Source organism: Bacillus sp. FSL R9-9497, from assembly GCF_038005805.1.
Taxonomy (GTDB): Bacteria; Bacillota; Bacilli; order Bacillales; family Bacillaceae_G; genus Bacillus_A; species Bacillus_A cereus.
In genome coordinates this window covers 3,328,621-3,354,810 of record NZ_JBBOTY010000001.1, presented here as the reverse complement: position 1 = coordinate 3,354,810, position 26,190 = coordinate 3,328,621, and the positions used below count along the sequence as shown (strand labels likewise).

Below are 26,190 nucleotides of genomic sequence, written 5' to 3'. Positions count from 1 at the left end.
ATAGGAGGGTATGAAAAATGAAAAAAGTCTCAGTACCATCACTTTTGTTAATGATTGTTCTTGTCGCATTTCCGCAAATTAGTGAAACGATTTACACACCGTCTTTACCGGATATTTCAAAGGCGTTACATGTAAGTAATAATGAGGTGCAGTTAACGCTTAGTGTGTATTTTGCTGGATTTGCTTTAGGTGTATTTTTTATTGGATGGCTATCAGATATAATTGGCCGTCGCCCAGCAATGTTATTTGGAATTGTCGTATATGGCGCTGGGAGTTTCTTGTGCTTTATTGCAAATTCCATTGAAGTTTTATTGGTAAGTCGTTTTATTCAAGCGTTTGGAGCAAGTGCAGGATCAGTTGTGACGCAAACGATTCTTCGTGAAAGTGTAGAAGGGCATAAGAGGCATGTTATGTTTGCTCAAATTTCAGCAGTCATTGCTTTTACACCAGCGATAGGACCGTTAATTGGTGGCTTTCTTGATCAAATGTTTGGATTTAAAATAGTATTTTTAAGTTTAGTAGTTATGAGTATCGGTATTTTTCTGTATACGTTTGTTTCTCTTCCTGAAACAAAAACGGGCTCAGTAACGAATAAAATAAATGTATTTTCAGTCTTGAAGAGGTTAATTACAAATCCAAAAGTGGTAACATATGGGCTGTTAATTGGAGGAGCAAATGGTGTTTTATTTAGCTATTATGCAGAAGCGCCGTTTATCTTTATTGAATACTTTCAGTTATCGCCTAGTATGTATGGCTTTCTAGGAATTGTTGTAGCGTCTGCTTCTATTGTTGGAGCGAAAATTTCAAAACGTTTACTTGCTACTTATAAACTAGAGAAAATTATATATATCGGTTGTCTTGTAATGACAGGGGGAGCAGTCGCTTTATCTATTATTACTTCAGTTGGATCAAATCCAAATATAATATATATGATTGTATTTTTAATAGCGATGTTTATATTGCTATTAGGAATTGGAGTAGCGTTACCTAATTGTTTAAGTTTAGCGTTAGTAGATTTTCAAGATGTCATTGGTACAGCTGGTGCATTGTTTAGTTTAGGTTACTATGTAATTGTAACGATGACAATTTTGGGAATGAGTCAGCTGCATACAGGCTCGTTAATGGTGATGCCACTTTATTTTCTGGTTATTGTAGTTATAATGGCAGTGTTTACTAGGGTGTTTATCTTTGGTAAGCAAACTTCGAAATCGATTTAAATATGAAATCGTAAAAGAGTCTCATTTTTTAATGAGACTCTTTTATATTTTATCCCGTTGTTTTGAGGCAGAAAGGTTTCTGCCTCAAAATTTGGCTGGAGTAAAGAAGTTAGTAGTTTATTAATATATTAAATTTCTTATTGGTATATGAATCGAATGTGTGGGAAATTACGTTATCAACTATAAAGGTTGAAGTATTTGAGATATGAAACCGAGGAAGATAGCATCTCCTTGTTTATTTATATTGTAATAATATACATGTCGGAATCATATTGAATAGATGTATTTTATTGTTAATTTAGTTAAAAATTAATCAGACTTATGTATAATAATTTATTGAAAAAATAATTGAATTTTTCAGATTAATGAATTAATATAAGGTAAGTAATTTTAAGATTTATAGAATATTGGAAGATGAAAGGTTCTGAGAATTTTATTAGGAGCACAAAACGATTTTAGGATAGCTTTAAAGCTAGTGTAAAATGACGTTTGCTTCATCATTTTCAGGGTCGAAAGGAATTAGGGGAAAGCATCTTGTGTTAAAATGCGGCTATGAATCATCTAAGAGGGGGAAGTGAAGTGGCAAACAAAGAATTGAAAAGAGGTTTAGAAGCACGTCATATTCAAATGATTGCTTTAGGCGGAACGATTGGTGTTGGTTTGTTTATGGGATCAGCCAGCACAATTAAATGGACAGGTCCGTCAGTAATGCTTGCTTATGCAATTGCAGGTATTTTCATCTTCTTCATCATGCGTGCCATGGGAGAAATGTTGTATATGGAGCCAAGTACAGGCTCATTTGCGACATTCGGTCATAAGTATATTCATCCACTAGCTGGTTATATGACAGCGTGGAGTAACTGGTTCCAGTGGGTTATCGTTGGGATGTCAGAAATTATCGCGGTTGGAGCGTATATGCAATATTGGTTCCCGGATTTACCAGCTTGGATACCAGGTATAATTGCAATGGTTATTCTTGGTGCAGCTAACTTAATTTCTGTGAAGTCATTTGGTGAATTTGAATTTTGGTTCGCGATGATTAAAATCGTTACGATTCTATTAATGATTATTGCGGGATTTGGCCTTATTTTCTTCGGAATTGGTAACGGCGGAGAAGCGATTGGCATATCTAATCTTTGGTCAAATGGCGGTTTCTTTACAGGTGGTTTCTCAGGATTCTTCTTTGCTTTATCACTTGTAGTTGGTGCATACCAAGGTGTGGAATTAATCGGTATTACTGCTGGTGAAGCGAAGGATCCAAAGAAGACACTTACAAGAGCGATTCAAAGTACAATTTGGCGTATTTTAATTTTCTACATCGGTGCTATTTTCGTTATTGTAACTGTGTATCCGTGGGATCAATTAAGTACAATTGGTAGTCCGTTCGTAGCAACTTTTGCGAAAGTTGGTATTACGGCAGCAGCTGGATTAATTAACTTCGTTGTTATTACAGCAGCAATGTCTGGTTGTAATAGTGGTATTTATAGTGCTGGTCGTATGCTTTATACGTTAGGTGTAAATGGACAAGCACCGAAATATTTCACGAAACTTTCTGGAAATGGTGTGCCTTTATTTGGTACAGTTGGCGTAATTATCGGTCTGGCGGTTGGTGTTGTTTTAAGTTACATCGCACCGAAAAACTTATTCGTATATGTATATAGTGCGAGTGTACTTCCTGGAATGGTACCATGGTTTGTCATTTTAATTAGTCAAATTAATTTTAGAAAAGAAAAGGGAGCAGAGATGAAAGATCATCCGTTCAAAATGCCATTTGCTCCTGTTACAAACTATTTAACGATTGCCTTTTTAATTATGGTATTAATCGGAATGTGGTTTAACGATGATACTCGTATTTCATTAGTTGTAGGTATTATTTTCTTAGCTATCGTTACAATTAGTTTCTATGCTTTTGGAATAGGAAAGCGAGCTCCGTTAGACGTTCAAAATAATAAAGAGATTTCAAGTAAATAAAGAAAAGGCTGTTCATTTGGAACAGCCTTTTCTTATTGTTGTTATTTGTCGATAAATCGGTACACCTTGTCGAATTGTTGATATAATTTGATTTGTGATGGATATATTTGAAAAATCGTTGGTATAATTTCACATACTATCTGTCGCTATCATGATTAAAATTTCTCTAATACGATTTTCCCAATGGTGTGCCCGCTTTCAAGTAGTGTATGTGCTTTCTTTAAGTTTTCAGCGTTAATCGGTGTTAATGTTTCATTTAAAGTAAGAATCCTTTACTTCTATATTATAGATGGTGAAATACTGCTATGTAAAAAAATACCCTTTTTTTATGCAAGCTGTACTGATAGCCTAGAAGGAGTTTATTTCTAAAAAGAAGAATTTTTTACTGTATTACTTTATCCAAAACTAAATGTAAAGGTGGATACATAATGACAGTAAAGAAACTTTATTTCATCCCAGCAGGTCGTTGCATGTTGGATCATTCGTCTGTTAACAGTGCGTTAACACCGGGGAAACTATTAAACTTGCCGGTGTGGTGTTATCTTTTGGAGACGGAAGAAGGTCCTATTTTAGTAGACACAGGTATGCCAGAAAGTGCAGTTAATAATGAAGGGCTTTTTAACGGTACATTTGTTGAAGGACAGATTTTACCGAAAATGACTGAAGAAGATAGAATCGTGAATATATTAAAGCGTGTAGGGTATGAGCCAGACGACCTTTTATATATTATTAGCTCTCACTTACATTTTGATCATGCAGGAGGAAACGGTGCTTTTACAAATACACCGATTATTGTGCAGCGAACCGAATATGAGGCAGCACTTCATAGAGAAGAATATATGAAAGAATGTATATTACCGCATTTGAACTACAAAATTATTGAAGGGGATTATGAAGTGGTACCAGGTGTTCAAGTATTGTATACGCCAGGTCATTCTCCAGGCCATCAGTCGCTATTCATTGAGACGGAGCAATCCGGTTCAGTTTTATTAACGATTGATGCATCGTACACGAAAGAGAATTTTGAAGATGAAGTGCCGTTCGCAGGATTTAATCCAGAATTAGCTTTATCTTCAATTAAACGTTTAAAAGAAGTTGTGGCGAAAGAGAAACCAATTGTTTTCTTTGGTCATGATATAGAGCAGGAAAAGAGTTGTAGAGTGTTCCCGGAGTATATATAGTGCAAAAAGTCATGAGTTCGCGTGCTCATGACTTTTTCATTTAAATAATTTTTTTAAATAAATTATAAACTTTTTTTGAACTATCTTCGTTTAACTGATAGTACGTAAGGTTTACATCATCAGGAGTATCTTGCTGAGCAATCATCACTTCGCTGCTGTGATGATCAACTATCCATATGAAATATTTTTTATAAGTTCCATCCTCGAAAGTAATCCACATATCACAATCTATTAAATCTGATCCTTCTTCATCCAATGTTAATTTGCCTTTTTTTGCGGTATTCATACTGTTAATAAATGTTTTTAATTCATCTGTTTTTGTGAGAAAGATATCCTTTTTTGTTTTAATTGATTCTACATGTATATCTTTTATTTCCTGCTTTTCTAAAAAAACAGGGGGCTCATTTGGATCTCGCGAGCTTGAAATAATAGTAGCTTTCTTTTTCGGTTTGTTTGCAGTATAGAGATCTTGAATAGATTTTCCCGAGTTTACAAACCATACAATTCCACAAATAATTAATACGCTACCTAGCAATAAAATACTTTTTTTAATAGGATTTTCTCCTCTCTATTACTTCGTGTGAAGAGCTTTTCTATTAATATATGATAGGTAAGCGTAAAGTATTATAGTTGAACTTGGTTATGCTTCACAGTTTTTATCGGGCGATCTATGAGTAAATTGTAAGTGAGCCCAATTAATACGAAAATGCCACCGATAACTTTACCAATTGAGAGTTCATTTGTCAGGAAGAAATCAATAATAGTCCCCGCAAATAATTGTCCGATAAAGATGAGTAATGTTAAATAAAAGGCTGATATTTTAGGAGTAATATAGTTGGATAATGAAATAACGATAACGCCTACTAATCCGCCTAAGTACACAGCAATAGGAATAGATTGTAACGTCTGCATTGGAATATACAATGAATCTGAACTGAAAATTAAAAATAACATAGAGAAAAATAATCCAGTAATATAATTAAAAAACGTGCCTTCCCAATTTCCGATTTTCGCTGCTAAATTCGCGTTAATAATTCTAGCAACAACGATAGAAACACCAGCTAAAATAGCGATCGTAATATATAACATTTTCTTGCCCCCATTAATAAATTGTCATGATTATAATTCCAGAAGAGATGAAACATAATCCAATTAGTTTTTTCTTTTCAAACTTTGCAACTTTCATTCCTAATAAGCCGAAATGATCGATAATGATGGAAGCAATAGATTGACCGAGTAAACTTAATGCGATCGTAATAGAAGCACCAAGGACGGAGAAACTTATATTGTTAAAAAGAACAGTGAATACTCCAATCGCTCCAGCGCTATATAAAAAAAGTGGAATACTTTTATCGAAACGAATTTTATTTTTGTTTATAATTAAAATGAAGATAACTGCAATTAAACCGACAAGGTGAATGACAACGCTTGCTGTATACTTCCCAATTAACTCGGATAAAATTCCATTCAATGGAAGCATAACGGCGATGAGCACACCAATAAAGACAGAAAGAAAGTTATACAATGTAATATCCCCTTTATATTTCATATTTGTAATGACTGTATCATGCTGAAATTGTGTATTGTTATGACATATGTCATAGTGGAAGAAGAAAATTTTGATTACAATGGGGATGAGCTGTAAAGGTGGGGAACTATGAAGAAAGTATGTAATTCTATTAAATTAGCAGAGTATATAAAGCAAAATAATATTGATTCATTTTTTAGTCATGATATGAAGCCATATATGGAACTTATATTTTTTAAAAAGAATGAGTTTATTTGTAGAGAAAATGAAGAGATAGATTATTTATATTTCTTTGTTGAAGGAAAAGCGAAAGCGTTTAACACATTAAGTAACGGGAAATCGGTATTATTATGTTTTTACGATAGTTTGCAGTTACTTGGAGATGTGGAGTTAATTCATTCTCAAAGAATCACTTCAAACGTACAAGTGATGGCAGATTCATATTGTGTTGGTTTACCATTAGGAAAAGTGAGAAATCAGCTATTTCATGATGCGAAATTTTTAAGATGTATTTGTGGATCATTGGCACATAAATTAAACCGACTTTCCAAAAACAGTACAATTAATTTATTGTATCCGCTTGAAAATAGACTTGCGAGTTACATGTTAGCAGCCGGAGAACGAGCAGTTCAGCATGAAAATAGAATTGTGTTTAGTGGGAATTTAACGGAAATAGCGGAGTTGTTAGGAACGAGTTATCGGCATTTATTACGTACTTTGAATCTTTTTTGTGATAAAAATATAATCAAGAAAAACAATGGTTGTTTTGAAGTAGTGAATGTAGAAGTTTTGAGGGAATTGGCTGCGGATGTTTATAAATAATATATTAAAGTAAGGATTAAGATGAAAATAGCTATAATTTCAGATATCCACGGAAATAGTCACGCTTTAAAATCGGTATTAAAAGATATTACACGTCGCAAGGTCGAAATGATAATAAATTTAGGAGATAGTGTGTATGGGCCGTTAGATCCTTTAGAGACAATTGAAATATTAATGAGTAGCGAGATGATACATATTAAAGGCAATTGTGATCGCATGCTTTGGGAACCTATACAAGAGCAATCTGCTACACTAACTTTTGTTCAAAATCAATTAACAAATTATCATATAGGTTGGTTAAAACAACATCCTTTCCAATTCATTGTTGACGATATTTTATTTTGTCACGGTACGCCAACTTCAGATGAAGTGTATTTGTTAGAAGAGATGAATGAGAATGGTGCAATATTAAAGAATGAAAAAAATATAATGGATCAACTCCAAAATATAGAACAAAAAATAATAGTATGTGGTCATACACATATTCCTAGAGTTGTTTATTTTGCGAACGGAAAGATCATTATAAATCCAGGAAGTGTAGGACTTCCAGCATACAAAGATGAGTTACCTGTTATGCATAAAATGGAATCAGGAACTCCGCATGCAAAATATGTAGTGATAGAAAAGGTTTTGGGAGAATGGACAATTGAACAAATTTCAGTTCCTTATAATTGGGAAGAAGCTGCTGGATTGGCTGTTCAACAAGAAAGATATGACTGGGCACAGGCGCTAAAGACTGGGAAGATAGAATGAAGGGGAGTTTACTTTATGGTAAACTGCTCTTTTTTATTTTGAGTAGATATTGAATTATATAAAAATAAAATGTTATGATTATGGAAACGTATGAATATATGAACAAATATTCATATGTAAAAGAAGGAGGGATTAGAATGATAGACCTAATTATTATTGGAGCGGGTCAAGCTGGATTAACAATGGGATATTACTTGAAGCAAGAAGGGTATAATTTTTTATTACTTGAGGCAGGAAAACAAGTTGGTGATTCATGGAGAAATCGATATGATTCTTTGCAGCTTTTTACCCCAAGGTCTTACAGTAGCTTGCCGGGTATGGCGTTAATAGGTGAAAAAAATGAATTTCCATATAAAGATGAAATTGCAACTTATTTAGAAGAATATGCAAGACATTTTCAATTACCGGTACAATTACAAACGGAAGTTCTAAAAATAAAGAAAGAAAAAGAAATATTTGAATTACATACTCCTACAGAAGTTTTACAAACGAAAAAAGTTATTATCGCATCAGGTGGTTTTCAGCAACCATTTATTCCCTCAGTTTCAGCAAATCTATCATCACATATTTTTCAAATACATTCATCACAATATAAATCATCACCGCAAATTCCACAGGGGAAGGTACTTGTAGTAGGTGGCGGGAATTCAGGAATGCAAATAGCAGTAGAACTTGCAAAAACACATGAAGTTACGGTGTCTATTAGTCATCCTTTAACGTTTTTACCGTTACAACTTTTTGGAAAAAGTATTTTTAATCTGCTAGAAAAAATGGGTTTATTGTACGCTGAAATAAATACAAAGAGGGGAAGATGGTTTCAGAAGAGAAAGGACCCTATTTTCGGTTTTGAAGGTAAGAAACTTATTCGTAATGGAGCAATCAAACTGCAAGAAAAAGTAGTAAGTGCATCAGGAAATAACATTATGTTTCAGAATGGTGATATTTATAGTGCAGAAAGCGTTATATGGTCAACTGGTTTTGTTCAAAATTATAATTGGATTGAAATTGAACAGGCAGTGAATGAGAAAGGATTTCCTAATCATATAAAGGGAATCAGTCCAGTAAAAGGATTGTATTATATCGGTTTACCATGGCAATCTCAAAGGGGTTCCGCACTTATTTGTGGTGTAGGAAAGGATGCAGCGTATGTACTTTCTGAAATCAAAAAAATAGATCAGTAGCGATAACTACTGATCATCCATATGTACATGAATTAGGAGAGGTCAAACATTTATTAACTTTATTATAATAGATTTTCATGGAATTAAAAACTGAAAATTCAAATTTAATGTTGAGAAAGTTTTTTGTATCGAAATATATGAAAAAATAGGGATTTTTATTGAAACAGAAAAAGATATTTCTATTTTAGTAAATTATGATATAGTCTAAATAAGCGTGTTTTTCCATAAATGTAATTATTTTCATTGTAGTTTCGTTTATATGAGGGAAGGAGAAGTAATTATGAAGTTTGATGATCAACGCTTATTAGGAGTCCGATTAGGTTCTGTACTTGTAACAGAGGAAAATCAATATTTAGTAATTAAGAAAAAAGATCATTATGCACTGTTAAATATACATAATTTAGAATGCACACATGTTGAAGTGCAGTTAGAACATTTGGAAGAAATGTTGCAGGAAGATTTTCAAGAAAGTATAACGGAGATTATCGCACCAGAACATATAAAAATTGTTGCCAAAAATGTAATATAAAGAAAGAAGCTGGAAGGAACAGCTTCTTTCTTTTCGTTAAAAGGATAACGTTTTTAACACGTCACCAATAATCCCTTCCATTTGATGAACGCCTAAGTCAGCGTTCGTCATTATAACAGCACCATTACCTCGGTATGGATAGCATATCATCATACATTGAAATCCAACGCCCCATCCAAGTGAATACATTTGTAAGTCTTTATTCGAATCATCTAGAAACACACCTAATCCAGTCCATTTTGAGCAACCTTGAGGAGAAATCATATCTTGTACTAATTTTTGAGAAAGTTTTAGTTTGCCCTTTCCTTGTAAGGAATGAATGATTTCAATTACTAAAGTTGATAAGTCTGTTGGTGTTGTCCAAATACCTGAAGCGGCTGCGAATGGATAAAATGGATACTTCTCATTTGTAACGGTGCCATCTTTATTATGCCCACAAGCAAAGGCCTCCATTTTATTTATATCTTTAGTAGAGAATAGCATACTATTTTTCAGTTGTAGTGGATGAAAGATATATTCTTCAAGTAAAAGATTGAATGGTTTTCCAGTTATATCTTCAAGTAGTAGTTCAATAATACAAAAGTTTGCATCAGAGTAGTGAAATTCGCTTTCTGGTTTATAAGTTATTTCTATCGGTACTGGACAATATGATGTTTTACCGGCAAGGATTTCAGACATGTTTGGTCGCCCTTGTGCAAGTGTATAATGCTCAAAACTATTAGGAGGATCAATGATTCCAGATTGGTGGCTTAATAAATTTCGCAGGGTGACTTTTTTCTGTGAGGTAAATAGACTGGTAGGTATGTTCCAAGATGTGAGTCTATCATTTACGTCTGCATCTAAATGCACGATCTTTTGATCTGATAACGTTAGTACGAGCATTGTAGTGAAGAATTTACTAATAGAACAAGAATTAAATATGGAATTCGTAGTGACAGTTTTAGTTGTTCCAGATTCAAGTGTTCCGCAGGCAGTTGCTTCATCTAGTTTACCATCACGTATAACAGCAAGGCTTAAACCTTCAACGGAATATTGGTTCATTTTCTCGTATATAGTGTTATTTTTTAAGTTCATAGTGACTCCTTTCTTATGAAAGACAGAATATTAGTTCTATTATACAGTAGTTAATAGAGAGAATGAGAGAAAAAGAAAAAACTTCATCTTTTATCGATGAAGTTCTTTTAGTTAATTCGAAGTGAATGCTTTAAAAAATTTATCTCGGTACATGTACATTAGCCATGAGGTTGTTAGTAAAGAAATAATGATTTGTTTGTTTTGAATTGGCGCATTGAAAACAAGCCAGCCAACGATATCAAATAATAAATGTAGTGCAATTGAAAGAATTACAAATTGTAGTAACGTCTTAAAAAATCTTTTCATAAGTATCCCCCTAAAATAAAAGGTTTTATCAACAGTGTTGTATATTACTATTATACATTAAATGTGTTTAATGGTAAAATTTACATAAGTTAGTGAAATAAAACAAATGAAAGCTAATGAGGAGGAATAGTCATGGAATTTTGGATGATCATACCGATAGCGGTCTTTGGGTTTATTTATATTGCTGAAAAATTAAATAGAATCGAAAAGAAAACGGATGCACGTTTAAAGAGAATTGAAGATATATTACAATTAATTACGAAAGAAATGGGAATTGTAGAAAGAGAACCTGAAATTAATAAAGAACTACGCCAGCTTGTAGAAGAAGGAAAAAAAGTTACAGCAGTTAAGAGAGTAAGAGAAGCTTTTGGTTTTTCCTTACTAGAAGCGAAGCAATATGTTGATAAATTATAAAAAAGATCATCCATTTGGGTGATCTTTTTCACTGCACCATGCGTGTATTTACATAAGCGGCGATAATAAAGTGTCCAATTATAATGATAGGAATAACGATCGTGACATTAGGAGTAGTGAAGACACTACCGATTGTGGCAATGACCCCAGCAACTAAATTATAAAGACCAACTATTTTTGATAACTTCACTTTATCAGGCACGCGGCGTTCATTGAATCCTGATAAGAGCCAAGTGTATTGTTTTACTCCAATGAAATAAGCTAGTGCAAATGAAAGGATTGCCACTATGAATAATGATGGGGAAGCGAAGAGAGTCATTGCAAACACCTCCGTTAATGGGCTATAAATAAATTATAGTCTGAATGTTATAATTTAACAAAATGCAATTTTGATTTTAAGTTTAATAGAAAAATAGAGTATTTGTGATAAGGGGAGATTAGGTATGAATATTGTGGAATTCCAGAGATATGTATCAAATTTCAGTAAAGAAAAAGGATTTCAAGATACAACAATTGAAGAGCGTACGATGTATGCGATGGCGGAATTAGGTGAATTAGCGGAAGTGATATTAAAGCGTGATGCAATACAGGATGCGAAAAGAGAGATTGGTTTAGAAATGTTTGATGTCATTTGGAATGTATGTGACTTAGCAAATAAGTTAGAAATTGATTTAGAGAAGGCATTTGAAGAAAAAATGAGGATTAATAAAAAACGTGAATGGTAAGTGGAATATTAATGTGTAAAGATGGGGGATACGAATGAAAAAGAAGCTTATTATAGGAGGAGTCTTTACCTTAATTAGTGTAATGAGTGTTTTCGCTTATTTAGTCTTTCAAGGCATATTTATTCCGAATCAAATAAGTGCGGATAAGTATGAAATAAAAGGTGTAGATGTTGCGTCATACCAAGGAGATATAGATTGGAGAGAGTTGGAAAAGCAAAATATGAAGTTTGCGTTTATAAAGGCTACTGAAGGAAGCTCTTTTGTAGATAAGTACTTTTCGGAAAATTGGACGAATGCGAATAAGACAGGTATGCGCGTCGGAGCGTATCATTTTTTTAGTTTTGATAGTAAGGGTGAAACACAAGCAGAGCAATATATACGAACTGTTCCAAAGTATAAACAAGCATTGCCACCCGTAATTGATGTTGAGTTTTATGCTAACAAAAAAGATAATCCCCCTAAGCGTGAAGATGTTGTGAAAGAGTTGTCGGTTATGATTGAAATGCTAGAAAAACATTACGGTAAGAAAGTAATATTGTATGCAACGCAAGAGGCGTATGATTTATATATAAAGGATGCGTATCCAAAATGTGATATATGGATTCGTAGTGTTCTTACAAAACCGAGTTTATCTGATGGGAGAAAATGGAAGTTTTGGCAATACACGAACCGCGGAAGATTAAATGGTTATAATGGAAAAGAAAAGTATATTGATTTAAATGTATTTTATGGGAATGAGGAAGAGTTTGAGAATTATGGAATGAAAGATTAAGTTTTAAAGTGTACAAAATTTTGTACGCTTTTTTTGTTAATTACATAAAAGTATGCAAATGAAGATGGAACAAACATTTGAGATGAATTGTCTAATATAGGTAATAACTATTTGGCTTGAAAGAAAGGGTTGATGACATGAAAAAGAATACGTTGTTAAAAGTAGGATTATGTGTAGGTTTACTAGGAACAATTCAATTTGTTAGCACAATTTCTTCTGTACAAGCATCACAAAAGGTAGAGAAAACAGTAATAAAAAATGAGACGGGAACCATTTCAATATCTCAGTTAAACAAGAATGTATGGGTTCATACGGAGTTAGGTTCTTTTAATGGAGAAGCAGTTCCTTCGAACGGTCTAGTTCTTAATACTTCTAAAGGGTTAGTACTTGTGGATTCTTCTTGGGATGACAAATTAACGAAGGAACTAATAGAAATGGTAGAAAAGAAATTTCAGAAGCGCGTAACGGATGTCATTATTACACATGCGCACGCTGATCGAATTGGCGGAATAAAAACGTTGAAAGAAAGAGGCATTAAAGCGCATAGTACAGCATTAACTGCAGAACTAGCAAAGAAAAATGGATATGAAGAACCGCTTGGAGATTTACAAACCGTTACAAATTTGAAGTTTGGAAATATGAAAGTAGAAACATTTTATCCAGGGAAAGGGCATACAGAAGATAATATTGTCGTATGGTTACCGCAATACAATATTTTAGTTGGAGGCTGTTTAGTGAAATCTACGTCCGCGAAAGATTTAGGAAACGTTGCGGATGCTTATGTAAATGAATGGTCTACATCGATTGAGAATGTGCTGAAGCGATATAGAAATATAAATGCAGTAGTGCCTGGTCATGGGGAAGTAGGGGACAAAGGATTACTTTTACATACATTGGATTTATTAAAATAAGAAATTGTAGAAATACAAAAGAGAGGAGAAATAATTTTCTCCTCTCTTTCTTCTAACTATATTTAAATGCTGAATCTGTTGATTACGCCAGCATATATTACTGAGATTTTAATTCCAAGTATACAAATACTAATACTGTCATAATTGCTATAACAACGTAAGTAGCATCAAGCATTATAAGTGTTTTTAAAGTTTCAGTCATCGTAATTCACCCCTGTTATAAAAATATAACATGATCTTTTTATTGATTAGAGTAAGAGATCATAAAGATAAAATGTATATGAAATTTCTTAAGTAGCTTCTATATAAATATATCATATAAATAATGTAAGTAATGTTAAGATAGTGTAAATGTATTGTAAATAAAAAGGTTTACAATAAAGACTTTAATAAAAAATGGTAGTTTCTTAAAATGAAAAATATGCTATTTTCATATGCGATGAATTGCAACTATTTGTATAAGGGATTCGAAAAATTTTTCGTTGTATATATTTCTCCAAATTAATTATTTAGCTATTTAAAAGTATTGAAAGATGTGTGTACACTAATGTACGTTTTTTAGTGTCAATAAAAATATTATGTCAACAATATGAGCTGTCACAAATCTTTATATATTATTGTGATGGAAATCACATCACTTTTTTTCAATGGGTATTATGCTTAAGGTGTAATGAATGATTGGGAGAGGGTGGGATGATATGTTTTGTTATCAATGTGAACAAACGCCAACAGGCGGATGTAAAGTAATGGGTGTGTGTGGCAAGAATGAAACGATTGCGAGTTTACAAGATACGATTGTGTTTGGGCTAAAAGGAATTGCAGCTTATCGCACACATGCTGCTCAGCTAGGGTATACGGATGCATTTGTAGATGCTACAACACAAGAAGCTTTATATATGACATTAACAAATTCTAACTTTAACGAACAAGAGCATATTGATATGGCTATGAAAGTGGGGAAATCAGCTTTACGGGTGATGGAATTATTAGATGAGGCACATACGAATCATTTTGGTGTGCCAGAGCCTGTACAAATTACACAAAATCGTGTAGAAGGTAAAGCAATTGTAGTTACGGGTCATAATTTATTTGCACTAGAAGAACTATTAAAGCAAACAGAAGGAAAAGACATTAATATTTATACACATTCTGAAATGCTACCAGCACACGGATATCCGCAGCTGAAAAAATATAAACATTTAAAAGGAAACATCGGTAAGGCATGGTATGATCAAAGACGCCTTTTTGAAAAATTTACTGGTGCCATATTAGCTACAACGAACTGTGTTATGCCAATTAAAGGATCGTACTCTGATCGATTCTTTTCATATGATATTGCAGGTTTAGAAGGTGTACAAAAAATTGAAAATGATGATTTTACACCATTGATTCAAAAAGCACTAGAACTTCCAGAAGTACATATGGAGTCGGATGAACAGTTAGTAACAGGGTTTCATCATAATACAGTATTATCATTAGCCCCAGAAATTATTGATGCAGTAAAAGAGGGGAAAATAAAGCGTTTCTTTGTTATCGCCGGTTGTGATGCACCGGGAAAAGGCGGAGTATATTATCGTGAATTAGCAACGTCACTTCCGCCAGAAACGGTTATTTTAACAACTTCTTGCGGGAAATTCCGCTTTAATGATGTGGATTACGGTGTTGTACCTGGTACGGAAATTCCGCGGTACATTGATTTAGGACAGTGTAATAATTCCATTTCTACAGTGAAAATAGCGGCTGCATTAGCTGATGCTTTCCAATGTGAAGTGAATGAATTGCCAGTAAGTATTGTGCTATCATGGTTTGAACAAAAAGCGGTTGCCATTTTACTCGGGCTATTTAGTCTTGGGATTCAAGATATTCGCATCGGTCCAAAGGTTCCTGAATTTATTTCACCTGGCGTGCTTGATGTATTACAAGAAACATTTGGTTTAAAACTAATTACAAATGCAGCAGAAGATATGGCTATGATGTTATCGTAACAAAAAATGATCTGTCTTATTAATAAGAAGAGCTAGCCATATTCATTAACTTTGGTATAGTATAGCGCCCCAAAATAAAAATGTAGAATTTTTGTTTTGGGGTATTTTCTTTTCTTAGTGGGATAGGTATGGGGCAAAATAAAAAAAGAAAATAGGCTGTATCGAATAGGTAATAGTTGATTTTAGAAAAATATAAAAATCGAGTTGACATTCATTGCTACTTAGTCATACAATGTACTTGTAATAAGCAATACTGAGTAGTGTTGTTTCTCAAAATATTTTCAGTAGACAATAGGTAATAGCGGATTTTAGAAAAAATTTGAAAATCAGTTGACATCTATCGCTACTTAGTCATACAATGTAGATGTAATAAGTGATACTGAATAGTATGAATTCAAAAAAACTACTCAGTAAAAAATTCGCCTTAGTACTCTGTAATACTGAATATAAGTCAGACAGAATAGGGGGTAAAGGAGGATCAGGACATGGAAAATTTAACTGAAATGCTGAAAGGTTCACTGGAAGGGTGTGTACTGGAAATCATTAGTCGCCGTGAAACGTATGGCTATGAGATTACCCGCCACCTGAATGATCTTGGGTTTACCGAAGTTGTGGAAGGTACGGTGTATACCATCCTTGTACGATTAGAGAAGAAAAAGCTTGTGAATATTGAAAAGAAACCATCAGATATGGGACCGCCTCGTAAGTTTTATTCATTAAATGAAGAAGGCCGCCAGGAGCTTGAATTGTTTTGGGAAAAATGGGATTTTGTATCGTCAAAAATTAACGTCTTGAAGTCAAAATAGGTTCATAAGATAAAATGTTCCGGCCGATACTTTGGGAATTTCTTGTTCGGTTTTAGAAAAAAGGAGGAAAATAAGATGTTAGAAATGTTTAAAAAGTTAATTGGTGATAAAAAAGAGTACAAAATGATGATGGCACGAGTTGAGGCTCTGCCAGAGGACTATCAGTTTGTATTTAAGAAAATTCAAAACTACATGTGGAATTTCTCAGCAGGTAACGGTATGGATATGTTACACATACAGTATGAATTAATCGATTTGTTTGAAGCTGGTGCAGCGGAAGGAAGACAAGTGCTTGACATTACTGGGGATGACGTGGCTTCCTTTGCTGACGAACTAGTGGCAAATGCTAAAACTTACGTCTCCAAGTATCGTGAAGATTTGAATGAAAGTATTATGAAGAAATTGAGAAAAAAATAAATGCAATAAGTAATACCGACTGATTAGCTGGTTACACAAATGAATTGCCATCATAGCTATTCAGTTATATTTTTAGCTCAGTACTAAGTGATACAGAATATCAGTGGTACTAAATAGATAGAGGTAAATAAATTATCTTCGCAAAATATTTTTATAGGGAGGAAAAATGTATGAGTCATGCAGCGATTTCTGTAAAAGGCTTGAAAAAATCCTTTAAAGACAAGGAAGTTTTAAAAGGGATAGATTTTGAGGTGCAGCGTGGAGAAATTTTCGCGCTGCTAGGCTCAAATGGAGCGGGAAAGACGACAACGGTCAACATCCTTTCGACGCTAATGAAGCAAGATGGCGGTGAAGTAAGTATTTGCGGATTTGATGTACAGCGTCAACCAAATCATGTACGTCAAAGTATCAGTTTGACAGGGCAGTTCGCAGCTTTAGACGGTATGCTGACTGGGAGGGAAAACTTGATAATGATAGCTAGGCTACGTGGTGTTTCCAATCCCGCTCAAGTTGCTGACAATCTACTTGCAAGATTTAGCCTGACTGATGCGGCAAACCAAAGGGCAGATCAGTATTCAGGCGGGATGAAGCGCCGGCTTGATATCGCGATGAGTTTGATTGGGGCGCCAGCAGTTATTTTTCTTGACGAACCAACGACTGGACTCGATCCTGAAGCGCGAATTGAAGTGTGGGATACAGTCAAGGAACTTGCTGATAGTGGTACAACTATTTTGCTTACGACTCAGTACTTGGAGGAAGCAGAACAACTGGCAGACCGTATCGCTATTTTGCATGGCGGAAAAATTATTACGACAGGTACTCTTGCTGAACTAAAAGAGATGTTCCCACCGGCAAAAGTGGAGTATATCGAGAAGCAACCGACATTGGAAGAAATATTCCTTGCGATCATTGGCAAAAAGGAGGAGATGTAAATGAAAAGTAAAACAGGTGTATTACTAGGTCGTTTAATGCGTAACATTATGCGCAGCCCGGATACAATTATTACAGTAGCGATTACACCGATTATGATGATGCTATTATTTGTCTACGTGTTTGGAGGCGCAATAAAAACTGGAACGGAAAACTACGTTAATTATTTATTGCCGGGAATTTTGCTAATGGCTATCGCATCCGGTGTAGCTTACACTTCTGTGCGACTCTTTACGGATGTAAAGAGTGGGCTGATGGCACGTTTCATTACGATGCCTATTAAGCGCTCGTCGATATTGTGGGCTCACGTTTTAACCGCTCTTATTGCTAATGTACTTACTATCGTGGTGGTTATTCTTGTTGCACTCTTAATGGGTTTCCGTTCCAGTGCGAATATTCTAGATTGGCTCGCGTTAGCTGGGATACTTGGGATGTTTACGCTGGCGCTAACATGGTTGGCTATCATTCCAGGGCTGACGGCAAAGTCTATGGAAGGGGCGACTGCTTACTCGTACCCACTAGTTTTTCTTCCATTTATTAGTTCGGCCTTCGTTCCTACCGAAACGATGCCGAAAATTGTTCGTGCTTTTGCAGAGAATCAGCCTGTAACTTCAATCGTGAATGCAATTCGTGCTCTTTTATATGAAGGAACTGTTGGAAACGATATTTGGATTGCGCTCACTTGGTGCGTAGGTATAATGATTATTTCTTACTTTTTCGCTAGTAAAGCATTTAAACGTCAGCTAGGGTAAGTGAATGAAATCATCAGGAATAATATATTTTTTTGAAAAAGCACGGGAAGATTTTCCGTGCTTTAATAATTCATTCATACTTCGCTTAATTGTAGTAGTTTTAAAGTAAATAGGAGAATAATAAATCGAATACACATGCCTGGAAATATGGTATGTTAACACTTAACTAAAATGACTTGTTAATAAACAGAATATTCCGTGTAAATATAGAGGTTATCGTTGTGATGTGTTATATTTATACTTATAAGGTATATAATGTATAAATTAATCGTTTAGGGGATGAAAAAGGGAGAGGTTCAAATGAAATGGTATTTATATACTCTCAAAAACTATGCGAAATTTAGTGGGAGAGCTACGAGAAAAGAGTACTGGATTTTTACTTTATTTAATAAGGTTACGTTTTGGTCATTCATATATTTGGCCTCTTATTCTTCGTCTGCCTTTTACTTAAGAGCCAATATTACCTTGCTATATATAACAATTTTTATCGTTCCTACTCTGGCAGTGGAAGCTCGTCGATTACATGATAGTGGAAAAACAGGATGGTGGCAGCTATTAAATTTGGTGCCATTTGGAGGAGCGGTTCTACTTGTGTTTTGTATCATTGAAAGTGATGAAGGTGAGAATAAGTATGGACCAAATCCACATTCAAATCTTAAACAAGCAATTTAATGTGTTTATAGAAAACTCTAATATAAAAGGTATGAACTAAAAGTTAGTTCATACCTTTTTTGTTGTATTATTCATAGAAGCCTCGTTCAGTAGTGATTGCTTAAACTCAATATTTTGAGGTTTAACTAATCACTGCTTATGGGGAATATAAACATAATCGCTCTTGTAAATCTTTTAATATTTCTTCAGGCATTTCCCTAATTGTAATATCCTTCCCTAGAAAAAGCAGCCAATTTATTATTTCCGTCACTTCATCGGGATTGTTAACATTGATAAAAGTTTTTAAAATGGCTGTGGATTGGTAAGGATTAGTATAAGATATTGAAATTTTTAAAGGATGGTATTTTTTGAACTGGGCAATTGCTGTGGGACCAAGTTCAAGTACAAGGTTAATTGCTTCAGCCTTCTTACTTAGTTTTTCTAAAATCTTTTTCTTATTGAGCCTTTTATTCGTCGTGTATGGTTCAATATTGTTGAGATCATCGACAGGAAACATTAACTTCTTTTCTTCTTTTAAGTCAAATCCTTCAATAATCCAATGGCTTTTTTCTTGATAAAGGTGTAATAGATAAATTGGATAAGACTTAATTTTTTCATCTTCTTTAATGGTAATCAATAAATGGTTATCCAAAAGAAGGATTTGAATGAGTTTTTCTAACATAGGATGGGGGAGATCAGAAAGCTCAAGTAGATCGGGATTATGAGGATTAGTTCCTTGGAACAGCAAGAGTTGATTTAAAAGAACAAGGTCATCCTGCTGGGTTTCTGAGATGAGTCCTAGTAGTTTTTCGGCTAAAGATTGACGACTCTTTAGGTAGGGAAGTTGTTGATTCCTCGTAGCCATAAAGGCAATAAAAAGAGCTTTCACTTCATTATCAGTAAAGCGAACAACGGGCAGTATAGAATTATGCATAACAAAATACCCACCCGTTCTCCCAACTTCAGCGACAAGTGGCATTCCCATAGCTTCAATTTCTCTAATGTCTCTAATAGCTGTCGATCGTGATATGTTAAATTCTCGTATGATTTCAGAAATTGTAAAGTGGGAGCGGTTGTTAATATATCGCATAATTGTATTAATCCGTTCAACTTTTTTCATTTTGGTCTCCTAAACAGTATCATTTTTTGACATGGTTTAAAGATATTATAAACGTATCAGATGAAAAGATAAATCGTTTGATTAATAAAAAAAGAGGCAGGTTTTGTATATGAAAAATTATACTATAGAAGAAAAAGATAGCTTTATTGTGTTAGGTATTGGAACTGAAATTAAGAGTGAGTACACAGACTTTGCTGGAATAAATAAAGAAAAGGAAGACTTTTGGTCGGCTGTTAAAGAGGATGGAAGGCTGGACACTTTAAAAGCTTTAGCGACAAATGAATACATTTTTTCTGTGAGCGAAGCGGTGAATAACAAAATGATGTATTATGCGGGTGTCATGACAGAAGCACAAATAGAAGAAGAATCTAGAGTGATTCAGTTTCCGAGGGGAGAATACTTAGTAGTAAAAGGGGAAGACAAAACAGCTGAAGAGTTAAGTAAAAAGTTGACTGGCATCGCCTTCGGTCAAGCTTTACCAGATGCAAATGAATTTGCTTATGTTGGTGGACCAAATACGACGGTTGAGATGGGGAAAAGAAACGGCTTAGTGTTTGGTGAAATGTGGATTCCAGTTGTAAGGAAGTAAAGTGATAAAAGATACGAATATGGGAAGTAGAGGCTAACAATCTTGGATTGTTGGCCTTCTTAACATGAATATAATATTCATATGTCTATTGTATTTTTTGCGGCAAGATTAAATAGCTTTTTTGTTACTTTACAATAAAGTATACTTAATATCAGTAATTCATATAATTAGGAGTGGTTTCTATATTTAGAGAAAATACAAAAAGGATACTTCTGTCATTAGTAACAAATCCAATACTAATAATTGTATACGGGATCTTTTGCTATGAGTTGGCCTTATACTGTAAGTACGGAAGAATGAATTATAATATTTACATTTTGTTATTATGTATAGTACTTTTTATATCCATAACTACATTTACTACAATGCGGGTGATAAAAAATAGAGAATATGAATCTAAAAAATTAACAAATTCAATAGCATGGAGATCCATTTCTATTATCATTATTGTTGCAATTACATCATTTTATGGGATGCAGATTTATAAAAGTGCAATAAATTACAATGGTAAATTGGCATGGTTTATAGAAAAGTTAAAACATGAAAGGTCAGTTAAACTTAAACATAATAATATATATAAGTCTGGAGTAGAAGGTATTTTTGAAGATATAAATAAAAAATATCCTTTGCCAAAGAAATTGTATATGGCAACTGATTTTGATCTTACATTTCATTCAGATGGAACAATCACAGCGTTTGATACATTTGTTTATGGGAAAAATGTTGATGGGAAAGAAGAAACTTATTTAATCTCTTATAATAAGAAGAAATCAGAAGATATTACTATAATACGAGACGGATACGCAAAGCCTGATTATAATGATGATAAATTAGTAGAACCTTTAATTAAAACGGTTAAGGCGATTCCAGTTAAGCAAACGGTTAGAAAATGGAATGAAAGTAAGTATGGGTTGATTTATTATGGGAAAAGAAATTGGGGATCCAATACAGAGGGAATTATTAATATTACTGAGGATGGTAAGGGGCAGAGTCTTAAAGAAGCATCTTCTGATATCATTGGATATACTGTATCTATATTTGTCCCTGGAAAAGAGAAAGAGCTAGTCCCTGCTAGATATAATTTAATAAGTGACGCAAGTTGGAGTAAATCAAAGACGCCTCCAAAAGAAGATATGCTTAAAGAGAAGAAACAACAAGATTTAAAGAATGAAAAAGAACAGTTTTTCCTATCGAAAGAAATTGGTTATAAACTAAATATGACAGATAAAGCATTAGGGAGCGCTTTTTATTCATTAAGCAAGACTAGTGATGAAGGGAAAACATGGGAGGTTATCAATCCAGACCCATTTAATGGGGGGATTGGTAGTGTATCAGGAATCACTTTTATAAATGATAAACTTGGGTTTTTAGGAGCAATTAGGCCTTCTGGTAATGAAGGAGAGTTATATCGTACAGATGATGGGGGAGTATCTTTCAAAAAGGTAGAATATCCGCCGCATGAAGTGAAATTAGATCATACACAGTCCACAATAAGTCCTTTTGATTCACCTAGTATGCCATATGAGAAAGATGGGGTTTTTAATATGTTAGTTGGACAAGGGGCAGATGGAGACTACAATGGCGATAGTAGTGCACTTTATCAATCAAAAGATAACGGAGAGACATGGGAATTTGTAGAAGAAGTGAAAAAGAAATAATCAGAATGTTTTTTTAAAAATAAGGTAACTACTCAGCTATACATTTCATGACGGACAGGAAGAATTTACGAGTGAAATAATTAAAGTTCTTTCTCATGCTGGAGATTGGTTAATATGGTCTACTATTCTTGCATCTTCCATCATGTATACTGTTACTTTATATAAGAATCATCCAGATATCAGAAAAATTATACATGCTCGTTTTGAAGAAATAAAGCAACGAATAAAATATTAATGTAACTAATAAAAAACGTTATTCTTTCTAGTAATTTTGCTTATTTAGAAAGAATAACGTTTTTGTTTTTTAATACTCAAGTAATAGTTTACCTGCAGTTCCTATCATATAATTTATTGAATTTTAATATACGTTATGTATAACAGATATTTACCTTATAAAATAAGGGGGGAATATTATGACTGAGACAAAGGAATCTTCAGGAGTCAATTTGAAAAAAGATGTGAAGTTTTCTATTATAATTCCTGCACACAATGAAGAAAAGTACATTAGAAAATGTTTAGATTCAATTGCAAAGGCATCAGAGGCATATAAAGAGCAAACGGAAGTTATAGTTGTTTTAAATCGTTGCACAGATAAAACAGAGGAAATAGCAAAATCTTATAATTGTATTATATTGAAAAATAACGATAAAAACTTATCTAAAATTCGAAATGCAGGGGCTAAAATAGCCAGTGGAGAAATAATCGTTACTATAGACGCTGATACGATAATGACAGAGTCTATGTTGTCTAATGTAGATAAATATTTAGCTTCAGGTAAATACATTGGTGGTGGGGTGAATGGGAAGTTTGAAAGAATATCTTTAGGAATATTTCTCTCCGCAATGTTAATCATAATCCCTTTACTTTTTAAGTACGGAGCTATATCTGTAGGGATTTTTTGGTGCTATAGAAAAGACTTTATGGCAATCAATGGATTTAATGAAAACATGCTTATGGCAGAAGATGCAGATTTCGCAAAACGTTTAAAAGAGTGGGGAAAGAAAAATAATAAGAAATTCGGTACTATTAAAAATGGAATGATAACTTCATGCAGAAGATTTGATACATATGGAGACTGGACTTTATTTAAAAATCCAAAAGTAATTTTAGCTTATCTAAAAGGAAATGATAGAAAATACGCAGATAAGACATATTATGATAACCAAGAAAGATAAAAGTGGAGAAAAGCGGCAGAGGATAGCTAGTACTTTTTTTAGATATGATGAGAATCCAACTTAATTTAATAGATACTATAAGAAAACCATCAATTTGATTACCCTTTTTCAAATTGATGGTTTTTATTTTTGAAATAAATATGTATTTTTTATAAAAATATTTTTTGACCCCCATAAAACTTTGTACTCCTCCGAATATGTATAGTGGAAAAAATAAATAGAAGAAAAATGACTATGAAAGAATATAGAAGTATTAATAAAATTACTAGATTAAGTGGGCATCCGAAGTAAAAGGATGAAATTACCAATTATATAGAGGAGAGTTATTCAAGGATTGCAGATAAAATAGAAAAAGAATAAGCAAAACGAACGGTAGAGAATAAGAAAGTAGATAAAAATACAAACTTAACTTTAGTGCCGAGAGAAAAGGAAAAATCATTAAGAAAACGTTAGACTCTAAAAATATAACTAACAGCAAGAAAACAAGACCGAAGAAAAGTACCAAGAAAATCTGGTTAAATGGTCACTTGTGTAGTGACCATTTTGCTATTTGAAGGAGGCTGGGAGATTACAAGTGTTGAGTTTAGTAATGAAGATCTTAAGAAAACCGAAAATAGAAGATATCGTATGTAACATACAAAACAACGAAGAAGATAAAGAAGCATTTATCGTACAGTATCAGCCTTTTATTAGAAAATCAATCTCATCTGTCTGCCGCCGATATATTACAGAACAGGATGATGAATATAGCATTGGATTGTTTGCGTTTAACGAAGCAATTGAACAGTATTCCTATACAAAAGGAAAATCCTTTTTAGCGTTTGCTGATCTTCTTATAAAAAGAGATGTAATTGACTATATACGTAAGGAGTCTAAACATAACTTTGTCTTTTTAAAAGAAGATGAGCAAGAGGAAATGTTAGAAATGCAAGTGTCGCTTACGGAGTATATGAAAGAGATGGAAAATAGTAACCGTAAGGAGGAAATTCTTCATTTTCAAAGTGTGCTAGCTGAGTTTAAAATCACATTCTCAGAGCTTGCTAAAGAATCTCCTAAGCATCGTGATACGCGTGAGCACTTAATAGAAATTGTGAAAATTATTATAAAAGAAGAGGAAATGATGGAAGAGCTGTTCCGAAAGAAAAAGTTACCACTTAAACATATTGAACCGCGTGTTAGGGTAAGTCGCAAAACATTGGAGCGTCATAGAAAATATATCATTGCAATGTGTATTATCTTTGCAAACAACTATACATACATTCTTGATTATATAAAGGGGGGGAAAGCATGATGAATAAAGGAATTGTGATGGATATAAAAAAGCATAGCGTAGTTGTTTTAACACCAAATGGAGAGTTTATTACGTGTAAAAGAAAAGGGGATTCTTGCATAATCGGGGAGGAAATCTCATTTGATGAGCAAGAACAAAAAGTATCGTATTTTTCGATCCCTTCCTTTTTAAAGCCTGCATCAATACTTGTTGCTTGTTTTCTATTTGCAGTGCTGTTTTTCTACAACCAACCAGAAGAAAAAGTATTTGCTTACGTCTCAGTTGATATAAATCCAAGTTTAGAGGTGAGCGTAACAAAGGATTTTCGTGTTATAGATTTGCAGGCTTGTAATGATGATGGAAGGCGTATTTTAAAAGAATTGAAGCAATGGGAAAATAAACAATTGCAAGAAGTAATACGTACTATTATAAAGCAAAGTCAAGAGGATAAGTATTTAACGAATGATAAGCAAGTTATGCTAACAGCAGTTGCAAAGGACAAGGCACTAGAACCACTTTTGGAAAAGGAAATGAAAGAATTAAAGAAAGAATATGAGCTAAAACATATTACAGTTGAATATCAAAGTAGCACAATGCAAGTAAGAGAGAATGCTAGAAAAGCTGGAATTGGCACAGGTGTCTATATAAAGCAAGAGAATGAGAAGAACAAATCACTTACGCCTCCTGCCACCCCGTCTAATCCGGTGGAAAACGAAGAAGAGGTGCAATCACAGCCGGAGTCATCTCATGATACATCACTGGATTTGTCTCCTGTAAAAGAAAAAAAATATGAAAAGCAAGAGCAGAAAGAACAAAAGAAAACAGAGGAACAGCCATCCAAGCAAATAAAAGAAAACAATGGAAGAGGATCTCAGCAAGAAAATAGAGAGAATCAACAAGAGAATAACAGTAGAGAAGCTCAACAAGGAAATAATGGGAATCAGCAAGTGAACAACGGAAGAGGATCTCAACAAGGGAATAATGGAAATGGGCAAGTGAACAACGGAAGAGGATCTCAACAAGGGAATAATGGAAATGAGCAAGTGAACAATGGAAGAGGGTCTCAACAAGGGAATAATGGAAATGAGCAAGTGAACAATGGAAGAGGGTCTCAACAAGGGAATAATGGAAATGGGCAAGGGAACAATGGAAGAGGGTCTCAACAAGGGAATAATGGAAATGGGCAAGGGAACAATGGAAGAAATCCTCAACAAGGAAATAATGGGAATCAGCAAGGGAACAATGGAAGAGGATCCCAGAAAGAAAATGACGGAAACGAGCAAGGGAACAATGGTAGGGGGTCTCAACAAGAAAATAGAGGCCACCAGCAAGGGAATGAAAAGAAGAATCAATAGAATATTGAAGTGAGAGATTCATTTCAAAGCTAAAAGGATTTATTCCGCTATTTGCTGGGCAGCCCGATTGGTGAGGGCTGATGATTAGTGGGGGATGA

General features: G+C 33.9%; 28 protein-coding genes and 3 pseudogenes. 23 read left to right on the top strand and 8 right to left on the bottom strand.

Annotation, left to right across the window (positions count from 1 at the left end; all coding sequences use genetic code 11):
* The first annotated feature begins 17 nt into the window (after nucleotides 1-17).
* Nucleotides 18-1,217: a multidrug effflux MFS transporter gene (locus MKY21_RS17280; RefSeq protein WP_341076999.1), complete on the top strand. Its 1,200-nt coding sequence runs from the start codon at nucleotides 18-20 to the stop codon at nucleotides 1,215-1,217.
* A 579-nt stretch (nucleotides 1,218-1,796) separates the two neighbouring features.
* Nucleotides 1,797-3,188: an amino acid permease gene (locus MKY21_RS17275; protein ID WP_001284404.1), complete on the top strand. Its 1,392-nt coding sequence runs from the start codon at nucleotides 1,797-1,799 to the stop codon at nucleotides 3,186-3,188.
* A 155-nt stretch (nucleotides 3,189-3,343) separates the two neighbouring features.
* Here the strand turns inward: MKY21_RS17275 and MKY21_RS17270 are convergent.
* Nucleotides 3,344-3,451, bottom strand: a pseudogene (locus MKY21_RS17270) (zinc-binding alcohol dehydrogenase family protein); the annotation flags it as partial.
* 165 nt (nucleotides 3,452-3,616) lie between these two features.
* Between MKY21_RS17270 and aiiA the strand changes: the two are divergent.
* Complete coding sequence (gene aiiA / locus MKY21_RS17265; RefSeq protein WP_074595573.1) at nucleotides 3,617-4,369, top strand: quorum-quenching N-acyl homoserine lactonase AiiA; 753 nt, start codon at nucleotides 3,617-3,619, stop codon at nucleotides 4,367-4,369.
* A 40-nt stretch (nucleotides 4,370-4,409) separates the two neighbouring features.
* On the opposite strand, the gene MKY21_RS17260 is transcribed toward aiiA, so the two are convergent.
* From MKY21_RS17260 to MKY21_RS17250, 3 genes are all read right to left on the bottom strand, one after another.
* Nucleotides 4,410-4,904 (bottom strand): hypothetical protein, encoded by a 495-nt coding sequence (locus tag MKY21_RS17260; protein ID WP_061663920.1) that lies wholly within the window; start codon nucleotides 4,902-4,904, stop codon nucleotides 4,410-4,412.
* Between the two features lie 89 nt (nucleotides 4,905-4,993).
* Nucleotides 4,994-5,458, bottom strand: coding sequence for a DMT family transporter (locus MKY21_RS17255; protein ID WP_000965802.1), 465 nt, complete (start codon nucleotides 5,456-5,458; stop codon nucleotides 4,994-4,996).
* Nucleotides 5,459-5,471: 13 nt separating this feature from the next.
* Nucleotides 5,472-5,918 (bottom strand): DMT family transporter, encoded by a 447-nt coding sequence (locus MKY21_RS17250; RefSeq protein WP_002005482.1) that lies wholly within the window; start codon nucleotides 5,916-5,918, stop codon nucleotides 5,472-5,474.
* A 108-nt stretch (nucleotides 5,919-6,026) separates the two neighbouring features.
* On the opposite strand from MKY21_RS17250, the gene yeiL reads away from it, so the two are divergent.
* The 4 genes from yeiL to MKY21_RS17230 all read left to right on the top strand — a co-directional run bounded on the left by yeiL (nucleotide 6,027) and on the right by MKY21_RS17230 (nucleotide 9,182).
* Nucleotides 6,027-6,719 carry a transcriptional regulator YeiL gene (yeiL, locus tag MKY21_RS17245; RefSeq protein WP_000754826.1) on the top strand — a complete coding sequence of 231 codons (693 nt, stop codon included), beginning with the start codon at nucleotides 6,027-6,029 and terminating at the stop codon, nucleotides 6,717-6,719.
* A gap of 21 nt (nucleotides 6,720-6,740) precedes the next feature.
* On the top strand, nucleotides 6,741-7,472 hold the full coding sequence (locus MKY21_RS17240) for a metallophosphoesterase family protein (RefSeq protein ID WP_137074696.1): 732 nt from the start codon (nucleotides 6,741-6,743) through the stop codon (nucleotides 7,470-7,472).
* 137 nt (nucleotides 7,473-7,609) lie between these two features.
* Entirely contained in the window at nucleotides 7,610-8,653 is a 1,044-nt protein-coding gene (locus tag MKY21_RS17235) for a flavin-containing monooxygenase (RefSeq protein WP_000566229.1), read from the top strand.
* A 280-nt stretch (nucleotides 8,654-8,933) separates the two neighbouring features.
* Nucleotides 8,934-9,182 (top strand): hypothetical protein, encoded by a 249-nt coding sequence (locus MKY21_RS17230; protein WP_086391376.1) that lies wholly within the window; start codon nucleotides 8,934-8,936, stop codon nucleotides 9,180-9,182.
* 36 nt (nucleotides 9,183-9,218) lie between these two features.
* Here MKY21_RS17230 and MKY21_RS17225 read toward each other — a convergent pair whose 3' ends face one another.
* Together MKY21_RS17225 and MKY21_RS17220 are read right to left on the bottom strand one after the other, a co-directional pair.
* The gene (locus tag MKY21_RS17225) at nucleotides 9,219-10,256 is read right to left on the bottom strand and encodes a serine hydrolase domain-containing protein (RefSeq protein WP_137074698.1); all 1,038 of its coding nucleotides are present in this window, start codon (nucleotides 10,254-10,256) and stop codon (nucleotides 9,219-9,221) included.
* Nucleotides 10,257-10,367: 111 nt separating this feature from the next.
* A complete protein-coding gene (locus MKY21_RS17220; RefSeq protein WP_086391378.1) occupies nucleotides 10,368-10,562 on the bottom strand; it encodes a hypothetical protein in 195 nt (64 codons plus the stop codon).
* A gap of 132 nt (nucleotides 10,563-10,694) precedes the next feature.
* Between MKY21_RS17220 and MKY21_RS17215 the strand changes: the two genes are divergently transcribed.
* Complete coding sequence (locus MKY21_RS17215; protein ID WP_086391379.1) at nucleotides 10,695-10,976, top strand: hypothetical protein; 282 nt, start codon at nucleotides 10,695-10,697, stop codon at nucleotides 10,974-10,976.
* 28 nt (nucleotides 10,977-11,004) lie between these two features.
* Here the strand turns inward: MKY21_RS17215 and MKY21_RS17210 are convergent, their stop codons facing one another.
* Nucleotides 11,005-11,295, bottom strand: a complete 291-nt coding sequence (locus MKY21_RS17210) for a DUF3784 domain-containing protein (RefSeq protein ID WP_000171769.1) — start codon at nucleotides 11,293-11,295, stop codon at nucleotides 11,005-11,007.
* A 124-nt stretch (nucleotides 11,296-11,419) separates the two neighbouring features.
* On the opposite strand from MKY21_RS17210, the gene MKY21_RS17205 reads away from it, so the two are divergent.
* The 9 genes from MKY21_RS17205 to MKY21_RS17165 all read left to right on the top strand — a co-directional run bounded on the left by MKY21_RS17205 (nucleotide 11,420) and on the right by MKY21_RS17165 (nucleotide 18,946).
* Nucleotides 11,420-11,701 (top strand): MazG nucleotide pyrophosphohydrolase domain-containing protein, encoded by a 282-nt coding sequence (locus MKY21_RS17205; protein ID WP_001028137.1) that lies wholly within the window; start codon nucleotides 11,420-11,422, stop codon nucleotides 11,699-11,701.
* A gap of 34 nt (nucleotides 11,702-11,735) precedes the next feature.
* A complete protein-coding gene (locus MKY21_RS17200) occupies nucleotides 11,736-12,473 on the top strand; it encodes a glycoside hydrolase family 25 protein (RefSeq protein ID WP_061663918.1) in 738 nt (245 codons plus the stop codon).
* Nucleotides 12,474-12,610: 137 nt separating this feature from the next.
* Nucleotides 12,611-13,384 (top strand): BcII family subclass B1 metallo-beta-lactamase, encoded by a 774-nt coding sequence (gene bla2 / locus MKY21_RS17195; protein WP_000742468.1) that lies wholly within the window; start codon nucleotides 12,611-12,613, stop codon nucleotides 13,382-13,384.
* A 698-nt stretch (nucleotides 13,385-14,082) separates the two neighbouring features.
* Complete coding sequence (gene hcp, locus MKY21_RS17190) at nucleotides 14,083-15,369, top strand: hydroxylamine reductase (protein ID WP_061663930.1); 1,287 nt, start codon at nucleotides 14,083-14,085, stop codon at nucleotides 15,367-15,369.
* A 485-nt stretch (nucleotides 15,370-15,854) separates the two neighbouring features.
* The gene (locus MKY21_RS17185; protein ID WP_000429487.1) at nucleotides 15,855-16,175 is read left to right on the top strand and encodes a PadR family transcriptional regulator; all 321 of its coding nucleotides are present in this window, start codon (nucleotides 15,855-15,857) and stop codon (nucleotides 16,173-16,175) included.
* A gap of 75 nt (nucleotides 16,176-16,250) precedes the next feature.
* Complete coding sequence (locus MKY21_RS17180) at nucleotides 16,251-16,592, top strand: DUF1048 domain-containing protein (RefSeq protein ID WP_000891986.1); 342 nt, start codon at nucleotides 16,251-16,253, stop codon at nucleotides 16,590-16,592.
* A 170-nt stretch (nucleotides 16,593-16,762) separates the two neighbouring features.
* Nucleotides 16,763-17,524, top strand: a complete 762-nt coding sequence (locus tag MKY21_RS17175; protein WP_000017470.1) for an ABC transporter ATP-binding protein — start codon at nucleotides 16,763-16,765, stop codon at nucleotides 17,522-17,524.
* A complete protein-coding gene (locus MKY21_RS17170) occupies nucleotides 17,525-18,274 on the top strand; it encodes an ABC transporter permease (RefSeq protein ID WP_341076987.1) in 750 nt (249 codons plus the stop codon).
* A gap of 300 nt (nucleotides 18,275-18,574) precedes the next feature.
* On the top strand, nucleotides 18,575-18,946 hold the full coding sequence (locus MKY21_RS17165; RefSeq protein WP_000872433.1) for a DUF805 domain-containing protein: 372 nt from the start codon (nucleotides 18,575-18,577) through the stop codon (nucleotides 18,944-18,946).
* Nucleotides 18,947-19,082: 136 nt separating this feature from the next.
* Here MKY21_RS17165 and MKY21_RS17160 read toward each other — a convergent pair whose 3' ends face one another.
* Nucleotides 19,083-20,045, bottom strand: a complete 963-nt coding sequence (locus MKY21_RS17160; RefSeq protein ID WP_098617207.1) for a helix-turn-helix transcriptional regulator — start codon at nucleotides 20,043-20,045, stop codon at nucleotides 19,083-19,085.
* A 109-nt stretch (nucleotides 20,046-20,154) separates the two neighbouring features.
* Here MKY21_RS17160 and MKY21_RS17155 point away from each other — a divergent pair, with 109 nt between their 5' ends.
* The 6 genes and pseudogenes from MKY21_RS17155 to MKY21_RS17130 all read left to right on the top strand — a co-directional run bounded on the left by MKY21_RS17155 (nucleotide 20,155) and on the right by MKY21_RS17130 (nucleotide 26,092).
* Nucleotides 20,155-20,634, top strand: a complete 480-nt coding sequence (locus MKY21_RS17155) for a GyrI-like domain-containing protein (RefSeq protein WP_033694178.1) — start codon at nucleotides 20,155-20,157, stop codon at nucleotides 20,632-20,634.
* A gap of 173 nt (nucleotides 20,635-20,807) precedes the next feature.
* On the top strand, nucleotides 20,808-22,292 hold the full coding sequence (locus MKY21_RS17150) for a WD40/YVTN/BNR-like repeat-containing protein (RefSeq protein WP_080119278.1): 1,485 nt from the start codon (nucleotides 20,808-20,810) through the stop codon (nucleotides 22,290-22,292).
* Between the two features lie 40 nt (nucleotides 22,293-22,332).
* Nucleotides 22,333-22,527 (top strand): annotated as a pseudogene (locus MKY21_RS17145) (hypothetical protein); the annotation flags it as partial.
* Between the two features lie 178 nt (nucleotides 22,528-22,705).
* The gene (locus tag MKY21_RS17140; protein ID WP_000140916.1) at nucleotides 22,706-23,467 is read left to right on the top strand and encodes a glycosyltransferase; all 762 of its coding nucleotides are present in this window, start codon (nucleotides 22,706-22,708) and stop codon (nucleotides 23,465-23,467) included.
* Between the two features lie 574 nt (nucleotides 23,468-24,041).
* Nucleotides 24,042-24,765 (top strand): annotated as a pseudogene (sigI, locus tag MKY21_RS17135) (RNA polymerase sigma factor SigI).
* A complete protein-coding gene (locus tag MKY21_RS17130; protein WP_341076982.1) occupies nucleotides 24,755-26,092 on the top strand; it encodes an anti-sigma factor domain-containing protein in 1,338 nt (445 codons plus the stop codon). Before sigI ends, MKY21_RS17130 begins: the two are co-directional and overlap by 11 nt.
* The last annotated feature ends 98 nt before the right edge of the window (nucleotides 26,093-26,190 follow it).